Annotated in this window: 8 protein-coding genes, 1 tRNA gene and 1 pseudogene; 4 read left to right on the top strand and 6 right to left on the bottom strand. The window is 34.1% G+C overall.

Going from position 1 to position 10,039, the window contains the following annotated elements; all coding sequences use genetic code 11:
• A partial coding sequence (locus A5844_RS14300) for a hypothetical protein (protein ID WP_179190584.1) occupies positions 1–235 on the top strand: 235 nt, incomplete at its 5' end.
• A 160-nt stretch (positions 236–395) separates the two neighbouring features.
• Positions 396–1,172: a hypothetical protein gene (locus tag A5844_RS09760; protein ID WP_086284994.1), complete on the top strand. Its 777-nt coding sequence runs from the start codon at positions 396–398 to the stop codon at positions 1,170–1,172.
• 228 nt (positions 1,173–1,400) lie between these two features.
• On the opposite strand, the gene A5844_RS09765 is transcribed toward A5844_RS09760, so the two are convergent.
• Positions 1,401–1,473: transfer RNA gene (locus A5844_RS09765), tRNA-Thr, on the bottom strand.
• A gap of 120 nt (positions 1,474–1,593) precedes the next feature.
• Here A5844_RS09765 and A5844_RS09770 point away from each other — a divergent pair.
• Both A5844_RS09770 and A5844_RS09775 read left to right on the top strand, forming a co-directional pair.
• Positions 1,594–1,836: a hypothetical protein gene (locus A5844_RS09770; protein WP_086284995.1), complete on the top strand. Its 243-nt coding sequence runs from the start codon at positions 1,594–1,596 to the stop codon at positions 1,834–1,836.
• Between the two features lie 364 nt (positions 1,837–2,200).
• A pseudogene (locus A5844_RS09775) lies at positions 2,201–3,532 on the top strand (ISL3 family transposase).
• Positions 3,533–3,681: 149 nt separating this feature from the next.
• Here the strand turns inward: A5844_RS09775 and upp are convergent.
• From upp to A5844_RS09800, 5 genes are all read right to left on the bottom strand, one after another.
• The gene (gene upp, locus A5844_RS09780; protein WP_086284996.1) at positions 3,682–4,311 is read right to left on the bottom strand and encodes a uracil phosphoribosyltransferase; all 630 of its coding nucleotides are present in this window, start codon (positions 4,309–4,311) and stop codon (positions 3,682–3,684) included.
• A gap of 198 nt (positions 4,312–4,509) precedes the next feature.
• Entirely contained in the window at positions 4,510–5,451 is a 942-nt protein-coding gene (locus A5844_RS09785; RefSeq protein WP_086284997.1) for an alpha/beta hydrolase, read from the bottom strand.
• A gap of 628 nt (positions 5,452–6,079) precedes the next feature.
• Positions 6,080–6,634 carry a hypothetical protein gene (locus A5844_RS09790; protein WP_086284998.1) on the bottom strand — a complete coding sequence of 185 codons (555 nt, stop codon included), beginning with the start codon at positions 6,632–6,634 and terminating at the stop codon, positions 6,080–6,082.
• A 67-nt stretch (positions 6,635–6,701) separates the two neighbouring features.
• Positions 6,702–9,083: a hypothetical protein gene (locus tag A5844_RS09795; protein WP_086284999.1), complete on the bottom strand. Its 2,382-nt coding sequence runs from the start codon at positions 9,081–9,083 to the stop codon at positions 6,702–6,704.
• Between the two features lie 15 nt (positions 9,084–9,098).
• The gene (locus tag A5844_RS09800) at positions 9,099–9,872 is read right to left on the bottom strand and encodes a hypothetical protein (RefSeq protein WP_086285000.1); all 774 of its coding nucleotides are present in this window, start codon (positions 9,870–9,872) and stop codon (positions 9,099–9,101) included.
• Between the last annotated feature and the right edge of the window lie 167 nt (positions 9,873–10,039).

Raw genomic sequence — 10,039 nt, forward strand, 5'->3', positions numbered from 1 at the left:
TACTTACCAAGGAATAGCACAAGGGAATTCTAAGGATAATACTTACCAAGGAATAGCACAAAGGAATTTTAAGGATAGTACTTACCAAAGAATAGCAGAAGGAAACTCTTTTGAAGATTTAATCAAAGAAGCTATGCGTAGACAAAAACAACAGAGAATAATATTTGCCATTGAGAGACAAAATGGATACAAGAGAAGTAAAAATTCTAAGTATGATCGTGGAAGCGAACTATGAATTTACTTTATAACATTGAAGAATCCGCTCAACCGAACATGGTTGAGTGGGTTTTATTTCGTATAGCAAACGATTGTTTCCTCTTTGCGAAAAATCAGCCACGTATCTTTCGCTTCATTGTGTATACTTAGTGTATGAAACGCTAAAGGGGGAGATTAGAATGAGCCGATTTTTCGCATGGTTAAGAAAGGTATTCACAAAAAAAGACATAGATGAACAAAAGTATAGAACTCAAACAAATTATCAGAATAAACGTCGAAACGCGATTAAATTAAGGGAATCTAAAAAAAAAGAAGTTGTCTATAAAATAAAACAACAACAAGCATTATCCAAAAGGCATCAAGCAACAACAACTAACAAACAACCTATCAAATATGCTCAATTTGAAACAAGGCCTTTTAAATTAATGGAGTTAGACGGGAATTTAAGTAAGAGCGGTCCACTTCTTAAAAGACGCTTGGCGGCTAAACAACGTGCTACTTCGCATGATGATCCAGCACAACAAAATACAATTAAATTAGAAGGGTCTCAATATCAGACGCTAGAAGAATTGATGAAACTATTGACGAAATGGATGAATGCTGAAATGGAAGCTGAAAACCAGCAGGTGTTAGAAAAATTGGATCAAGCGATAGCCTATGGCGAAAAATCGATCAATCAGGCTTTACTAAACGAGGCTAATCAAGAACCCTTCCATCATGATTGTAAAGAAGATCGGGAATTAGTAAAACAAGTGAATAATCTACCTAACCCTGATCGTAAAGCGTTAGAGGCAACATTTGATCAGCTAACAAATATAGACTCGGAATCATTAAAAGGATCGTTAAAGCTTAAGATATCAGGATCATTATCCAAACTGAACAAAACTAACCTTAATAAAGCACCGTCTAAAAACAATGCTAAACGCTCATCTTTTTCTCATGAACTGAGAGCTTAATTTCTAATTTCTATACATACACTAAAAGTGAAAGTAAATTTTTGATAGGCTGAAAAAGATTACAGAGTAACAAATAATCGTTTTTCAAATCTATTTAACTAAAAAATACGTTGTTTAACTTTTAGTTTTAAAAATCTCTGCCACGTTCTGGCCTACAAAACATAAAACGATAATAAAAAAGCCATCATCATCGAGGGATAGTCCTTGATATGACGGCTTTTATTCGTATGCCAGCTGCAGGGATCGAACCTGTGACCTACGCGTTACGAGTGCGTTGCTCTACCAACTGAGCTAAGCTGGCGCTTCCATAAGGAATTATAAACGCAATTTATGAGAATGTAAAGAGATAACAAGTGAATTTATTTTAATTTCATGATTTTTTTCATCAAATGTGTTATAATTAACAGGAAAGGCAGGTTTTATGAAAATGGCAACTTTTGGAAAATTTGAAACAACGATCGTACCATCTGAAACTGGAGAAAAATTCACTACCGCAACGCACGTCGCCTTTACGATTCATGGGCAACAACAAACTGGAACGATTACGAAGCAGTTGAAAAATTCCGCTGTTGTTGAGATTGATGAAACTGATGAAAATGCCAACTTGATGACCCAAAGCAAAGGTTTAATTATTATCAATTACAAAGATCTAACAACGATTTAATCTTTTTCCATCCTAACTTTTTAGGGTGGCTTTTTCTTTTGAAAAGCAAAACAGAGCGCAAAGTCTTTTTCATTTATTATTCATGCGCCCATCGTTCTTCGATGTTATACGAAAATCTAAAATAATAGATGACACTATTTTTTATCTTTTGTCTTAATCCTGCTAGACGTATGGATTTATTACATAGTATTTCTATGCTGAATATATTTTCTAAAAAAAAAGGGTTCTATAATATCTAGTGTTGGTGGAAAACAATTTTGTTTTCTACTAACACTATTTTTTTGTAAAAAAAGATAGAAAAAGAGATATCCAAATTGATAGAATTAAGTCGTCTAAAACAAACTCATCAAGAAAGGATATCTCCATGGACTATCATACTAGAAAATTACCCGGTTTAACAGATGAAACTATCATTTTCCCTACAAATTGGCTTTCTGAAAAGAAAGAAGGAGGCATTACCTCCTACGTGATTCATGGACACTTAGATTACACTCCCACTTGTTGTACAAAATGTGGGATTAAAAACGAAGGACAAGTGATTAAATATGGGACCCACCAAACCACCATTCAATTATTACCGATCCATTCACGTAAAACAATCTTAAAACTCAAAAAAACTCGATTCCTATGTAAAGAGTGTGGCGCAACTTTCTCGGCTGAAACTTCTTTAGTCGATAGAAATTGTTCGATTTCTGTCGACTTGAAACGAAAAATCATGGCAGAATTAGCGACCAACTCCAGTAGAAAAGACATTGCCTTTCGTTATTTCGTATCGGATGTCACGATTTTACGAATCATGAAAGTGGCTGTGAAGAACGTTAAAATACGTTTGGACTACTTGCCCTCCGTTCTTTGCTTTGATGAATTTAAAGCAATGAAATCCTGTGTGGGTAAAATGAGTTTTATTTTCATGGATGGTCAGACGAATCAAATTCTTGGTCTTCTTGAAAGTCGTAAACTAGCTTATCTACGTACCTATTTCTCTCGCTATACCCGTCAAGCTAGAGAGAATGTCCAATATATCGTCATGGATATGAACGCTCCTTATTTTGAATTAGCGAAAAGTATTTTTCCCCATGCACAAATTGTCACGGATCGTTTTCATATTATCCAACATATTCACCGGGCGTTGAACCATTTACGGATTCAAATCATGAACACTTATCGCAAGAACGATCGTCTGAAGTATAAACGATTCAAACGTTACTGGAAGTTATTCCTAAAGGATTCTTATCTATTAGATAGCTCACGCTATCGCTATGATTATTCCTTTAAGCGTCCGATGACTGAAAAAGCGATCGTCGATGAATGACTCAGCTATGATTCCACATTGAAGTTGGCTTATGACACTTGTCAACTCCTTCTCTATCACTATAAACAAAAAGAGACAAACGACTTTTTCGAAGTGGTGAATACCTTAGATACCCAGCTTCCTGAGTGGTTTCGCAAGAAACTCACTTTCTTAAATAAATACAGAAAAGGAATCAAAAATGCCTTCCAAACACCCTATAGTAACGGGGCCTTGGAAGGGACAAATAATAAAATCAAGGTCATCAAACGAGTCGCTTATGGTTACCGTAATTTCCTCCATTTTCGTGACCGTATTTACTTGATCCAGGGTTTGGTTTTCCAAGATCAATCCAAAACAAAAAAGAATCAATCGAAGCGTATTTCTGCTTCGATTGATTCTCGATGAAACTCTTTCAATTTGAACTCACCAACACTACTTGTCGAAGAGCCAAAAAAAGCCGAAAAATCTCGAAAATAGAAAAAACTATTTTCAGATTCTTCGGCTAAGTTTGTGAACTCTGGATATAAGGTACCTCAATCAGCGATCAGCAAAAATTATTTTGTACCAAACAAGCGGTCACCAGCATCACCCAAACCAGGCACGATGTAACCTTTCTCGTTTAATTTTTCATCTAATGATGCAGTATAGATATCAATATCTGGATGTGCTTCTTGTAATGCTTTCACCCCTTCTGGAGCTGCAACAAGACAGACAAATTTAATATTTGAGGCGCCGCGTGCTTTCAATGCATCAATTGCCATGATAGCTGAACCACCAGTGGCTAACATTGGATCTACGACGAATAGTTGACGTGCATCAATGTCTTCAGGTAATTTTACAAAATATTCATGTGGCGCCAATGTTTCTTCATCTCGGTATAGACCAATATGACCTACTTTTGCTGCTGGGATCAATTCTAAGATGCCATCAACCATGCCGATACCTGCGCGTAAAATCGGGATAATTGCTACTTTCTTACCTGACAATGTTTTTTGTGTCGTTTCTGTAATCGGTGTTTCGATGACGATGTCTTCTAATGGCATATCACGAGATACTTCGTATGCCATCAACATAGCAATTTCATCAACAACTTCACGGAAAACTTTTGTCCCACAATTTTTGTCTCGAATAATCGTTAATTTGTGTTGGATCAATGGATGGTCGATCACTTGAAATTTGCCCATTTTTTTGTCTCCTTTTTCTCTTGTTTCTTTTTAATTGTAAAACAAAAAAAGGTAATTGACTAGTCTAACTCGCCATTTTCCAAAAGAAATTCAGACAAATAAAAAAACAAAGCAATGTTCTTTAAAAAATAACAAAAACACCCATTAACAGGGTGCTTTTTTGTTATTTTATCCCACAATAAATATAATAGATAGTAACTATTTTTTCAGCCATTCTGTAGAAAGCGTCATAGCTGCTCGAGTAGCGTTTGTTTGATCCATAGCATTCACCATGACAAAGTCGTGTATGATTCCTTGGAATCGCACTTGTGTCACTTCTACACCTGCCTCTCGGAGTTTTTTTGCATAGGCTTCACCTTCGTCTCGTAAGACATCAGCTTCACCAGTTAAAATCATAGCCGGTGGTAAATCACTTAGTTCTTCCGTTGTTGCACGTAAAGGAGAAGCAGTGATTTCTGCTCGTTTCGATTCGTCTGTTGTGTATTGGTCCCAAAACCAAATCATTCCCTCTTTTGTCAGAAAATAGTTTTCTGCAAATTCATTGTATGAATCTGTATCAAATTTAGCATCTGTCACTGGATAGTAAAGAAGTTGTTTATTGATAGGCAGACCTTGCCGTTTTTTTGTGAGAATCGTCATGACCGTTGCCATATTTCCGCCAACTGAATCCCCTGCTACACTTAACCGCTCCAAATCTAGTCCTTTTGCTTCAGAAAGCTCAGCCAATTTTTGCAGGATAGCATAATTTTGTTCAATAGCAATAGGATACTTTGCTTCAGGAGAACGGCTATATTCAGGAAAAACCACGACTGAATTTGTTCTTACAGCTAACTCACGCACTAATTTATCATGAGTGGCAGCACTTCCAAATACCCAACCAGCCCCATGGATATAAAAAATCACTGGTAGTTTTTCAACATTTCCTTCTGGACGAATAAAACGGACATTGATTTGTCCCCATTCATTCGTTGAGAGCTTCAAGTCCTCTATATCTACAGATAACTTTTCGATTGGTGACTCTTGGACTTGTTCAAGTAGGTCACGACCTTCTTCCGGAGGTAGTTCATAGATACGTGGATGTGGAGCATTTGCATCACTAAATTCAACAGCTTCTTTTTCTAACGAAATTCGATCGGTCATTTGGATTCCTCCCTCAAGTTGAAAAGCAATAAACAAAATTACACCTCATATACTAGAGAGCAATAGAATAAAAGTCAAAAAATCCGATTATAGAGAGGTTGTTCGAGAAGGGTCCTGACCTGAGCAGTAAGGTAGAAAAACATCAAAAAGAACGGCTCTATACTTTTTGATGTTAGTGGAGTCCACCAACATTTTTTATTGAGAAAAAGATAGAAAAGATACCTTGAAATCCTTTAGAATTAATTGGTCAACCAATTCACAAGGAGAATTCAAGATGTCTCATACTTAGCTTATCAAAGATACCTTAAATATTCTAGACCTTAATATCCACTTTTAAACTCATAAAATAAAAAAAGAGGCTGGCACAAAGAGCCATGAGGGCTTTGGTGCCCTCACCAAACAGAATGAAAACAAAAAAGAATCAATCGAAGCGTATTTCTGCTTCGATTGATTCCCGATGAAATTCTTTCAATTTGAACTCACCAACACTACTTGTCGAAGAGCCGAAAGAAAATAGTTCTTTCTGTTCACCAATCGTTCTAGAATTTCTCTTCAGCACTATCATGTGGCAAAGAGCCAGTTTTTTCTTTGTCACATGATAATGCTTGGTATTTTAAATTTATATAAATTAGGCTGGTACATTTGTATTTTCAGTAAATGTATAAGTCAACGTATCTAAATATTGTCCTTTTTCTGGTGCTTTGCCAGTTAATGTGGCAACCCCTGTATCTTTCTTTACAATATCCCCATTCCCTTGACTCACTCCAAAGTGTTTTGTAATGTCTTGTTCCTGATCGTTTGCATTAAATGATGAGCCATTTCCATCCATTTTTAGTGTATAAGAAACGTTTTTGTCTCCATCTTTTACTAGATTATATCCGTTTGAAGATTTTATTTTTACACTAACATCTAATTCTTGCCAATCATTATCCAAATCATATCCATTAACGCCAACAATTTCTAATGATGCATCAGCTTCTTTTTTGTCATCTGTAAATGAAATTGCTGTCGGAATAACCATGCCGTATTGTCCATTTCCATCCGGTAATACATTTCGATTATCATAGGTTACTGGAGTCTCTCCTACAGAAGGAGCAACATATGTTTGAGCATTTGCGATTGTTCCTCCTGCTAAAAGCATACTTAATACTGCTACTGTTCCCATCATTTTTTTATCTATCATTTTATAAATTTCTCTCCTTTAATAATTAATTTTTTACAAAACATAGTTAGCTATGTTTATAACAGTTTTATTTTCGTTCAATATAAAAATGAACATTTCCTTGCCAACGTCCTTTTACTCGCTCGGTTTCTTTTGTTGATGCAGAAAACATTATATTTAATCCGTTACCTTTAGTATTAGTTAAAGATAAACTTCCTAAATCAAGAATATTATTGTTCCAATTTGTGTGAGCATTACTTGACGTAGCTGTTACTACAAATTTATTAGTATTATCTAAAACGTTAATCATTTCGAATGTTCTATCAACTGATATATTATATTGAACATTCTCAGCATTTTGATAATTCGCAAAATAAACTTCTGCCTTCGCTGAAAGTTGACTGGAATCTTCTATATCTCTTTCTAATTCAATCCCTTTAGGAATAACAACAAATCCCGAAGCACCATTAGTTTCTATCCTTTCCGGAGTATCGTAACTCCAAGGATTTTCAGTAACATTTAAAGAAAAAATCTGTTTTATTGTCCCATTTGCATTTTTAAACTGGAGGGTTACTTGATAAGATCCTACTTTAGGATTATCTTTTTCTAAGTTAGCATCAAGCACTATTTCTGCCCCATCCAAATTAGAGATATTAACCCCCATAATTTGTGCTATCTCTTCTTTAAGTTGTTTTTTTAGTTCTTGTTCATTAAAAGAAGCAATCTGTGTCTCTGATATGCTAGCATTATAATTGGTTACAATAATTGTTGAACTATCTCTTTTTACTTCTACACTGACTATGTTTTCAGTTGGAATATAATACCTTTCACCAACATCAATTTTTTCTAAATCTCCAGAACTGCTTTTTATTAATCTAGTTCTCTTATCATTACCATACGGTAAAACCAAGTTAGCTTCCCATTCAGGCTTAGTATTAATAACTGCACCAGATGGTAAATTTACTGTATTTGGATTAATTTTTGCATCCTGAAAGTGAACAAATCCAAAAACTAATTTATCATCTGAAACTTTATTCTCCATTTCTTCGATTTTTATTCTATTATCAAATTTAGGTAATTTTACAATATTACGATTAGCCTGAGCGGATCTTCCCCACGAGTCAGTAATAGTATATCTACTTGTCCATAAACCTGATTTCGATTCTTCAGGAGGTAAATTAGTTACATCATACTTCATATTAACTTCGCTACCATCTAATTGATATTTTCCTCTAACATATATTCCGTTATCATTTCTATCATCTAAAAACTGAATATCAGTATAGACTGGAGCCTCTTGTAATTCTCCTTTACTCAGGTCCCCCTGGTCATACAAAGCAAATAACGGAATATCAATCCCTTTAATAAGTGGAACTTCATTATAAATCTCTTTTAAACCTTGACCTGTTATTTCATAGACTGAATTACTCCATTTTTCACTGGGAATGTTTCCATTAGTATAATCAACAGTATTTACACCGTCGCTAGCAATAATAGGAGATCCCGGAAAATTAAATTTGCTCTCTGGTGACCAAATTTGAATCATATCTCCTTCTTCAAATCTAAAACCCTCTATTTTTTCAAACTGTGATTTGTTAGGTCTATCTGTCCCCTTAACTTCAAATACTACTTCACCTGTGTCGTATAGCTTAGCATCCTTTTTATACACTGTTATCCTATAATATATTCCATCGAAATAGGAATGGTATCCTGTACCTGTTTCTAGCACTGTCCCTGTTATCTTATAGGTGGAGGGATCAATATTAAATTTAGCCTTGTTAAAGTTTCCATAAAATCCTAGTCCCTTTAAGAGAATTTCTTGGGGATAAGCGCCTTGACTATGATTGTTTACAGTATTTATTACAGAATCGACTGTCTCATCTAAAATATTATCAGGCTGTGATGTATCGTCTAAATCAGCATCTGAATTATTAGAAAATGTTTCTTCTAATGTTTCTTCTGTTGTATCTATTGTAGTACCAAAATCTTCTTTTAAACCCGTATTATTATCAAAACTATTCATATCACTAATTTCCGTATGGCCCATAGTTTCATTTTTTTTAATATCTTTTACCGGTACTGTAATTTTCATTTTTTTCATATTTTGATCAGATTCTCTCTCATCAAAAGCTATTTGAGAATAAGCAATAGTAAAATCATAAGTACCATTTTCTTTCACTAAATAGTCTGTAGACTGATTAAACGAATTACTATCATAAATGACTTTTTCTTCCTTTTCACTAGTGATACTTTCAATAAAATATTTGTCTTCTGCTACACTATCTAAGTCAAACACAATACTTGCTTCAGTATGATCGTCATTATAAATTACATTTGATTCAATCAAATGATCCTTCGTTAATGCTTCCACAAAACTATTCATATGGAACGAACTGAATATCACACATAAAATTATTATCGAAGCAATACTTCGATAATAAAGCATCCTTAATTTTTTCTTTTTAGTCATTATTTCACTTCTCCATTATTCCACGACATTAATTTTCACATCAACATTGGATGAGTTGTATGAAATTTTGGTGTCTTCTAAATCAAAAGTCTGAAAAAGTAAGGTAGCTTCGTAAACATTGACTTCATCAAATTTTTTATTCAATTTGACAGGACTAATACCTTTTCCAGGAGCTACCAACTTACTTTCATACAAGAGTTCTCCACTATTTTTATCAATCAAAGTGAACTTGAAGAAGCAAGGATTATTTTCTGGATTGAATAATACTGTGTCAATGGTGTCACTTCCTTTTTTCAAAGTAAATGTCCCATAACCCGGAATAACAATTTTAGAATCATCAATATTATCTGGTCGTTTCAACTGTGATTGATAATCTTCTGCCTGCGGATCTATATTTGCTTGTTGGTTTTGTTGGTTTTGTAGTTTAGAATATTGAATTCCTAACCCTAAAGCTAACAATAAGATAATCAATATAAAAATAATTTTATTTATTTTTCTTTTTTTTACAGCGATATATTCTTTTTCCTCATATTGGATAAACCCAATTGTTCGATATTGAGATTCTTTATAAGTACCTACAGGATAGATTGTTATCTGTCTCTTATACACATCTGGATGTGTATAAGAGACAGGGATAAACCCAATTGTTCGATATTGAGATTCTTTATAAGTACCTACAGGATAGATTGTTATTTCACTGTTAAATATTTTTTTGCTTATTCCTTCTTTGTGACTTTGTCTATTTTTAACATCTACTTCACCAATTACAGTATATTCTTGATTTTCCATCTCCTTAATTGATAAATATTCTATGTAACTGTCTCTTATACACATCTAGATGTGTATAAGAGACAGACTTAATACTGCTACTGTTCCCATCATTTTTTTATCTATCATTTTAAGATGTGTATAAGAGACAGGTTTATAACAGTTTTATTTTCGTTCAATATAAAAAT

This window comes from Candidatus Enterococcus wittei, from assembly GCF_002140175.1.
In the GTDB taxonomy this organism is placed as follows: Bacteria; Bacillota; Bacilli; order Lactobacillales; family Enterococcaceae; genus Enterococcus_B; species Enterococcus_B wittei.